The organism is Bradyrhizobium sp. ISRA442 (assembly GCF_038085055.1).
Taxonomy (GTDB): Bacteria; Pseudomonadota; Alphaproteobacteria; order Rhizobiales; family Xanthobacteraceae; genus Bradyrhizobium.
Genome location: NZ_JALGCN010000076.1, coordinates 1 through 392 on the forward strand (window position 1 = coordinate 1; position 392 = coordinate 392).

Annotated in this window: 1 protein-coding gene; it reads left to right on the plus strand. The window is 56.4% G+C overall.

Annotated features, from left to right (window positions below; genetic code table 11):
- On the plus strand, nt 1–366 hold a 366-nt coding region (locus MTR72_RS40265; protein ID WP_341512355.1), incomplete at its 5' end, for a response regulator transcription factor.
- Nucleotides 367–392 lie beyond the last annotated feature (26 nt).

The window sequence follows — 392 nt, forward strand, 5'->3', positions numbered from 1 at the left end:
GTCAGGGCCATGAAGGAAGGAGCGGTCGATTTTCTCAGCAAACCGTTTCGCGATCAGGAACTGCTTGATGCCGTGGTTGCGGCGACCGAACGCGATCGCAAAAGACGGGAGGCTCAGCAGATCGTCGCGAACCTGCAGTCTCGATTTGAGAGCTTAAGCCCGCGCGAGCAGGGGGTGATGAAACTGGTCGCTGCCGGCCTGATGAACAAGCAGGTCGCCGCCGAGCTTGGGCTCGCCGAGATTACGGTCAAGATCTACCGGGGACACGTAATGAAGAAGATGCGTGCACGGTCGCTGGCCGACTTGATCAGAATGACTGAGACGTTGGGAATTCGCGCCAATCGTCCTGAACAAACCCAAGTATGATTTTACAATTTCATCGGTCGAGCCCA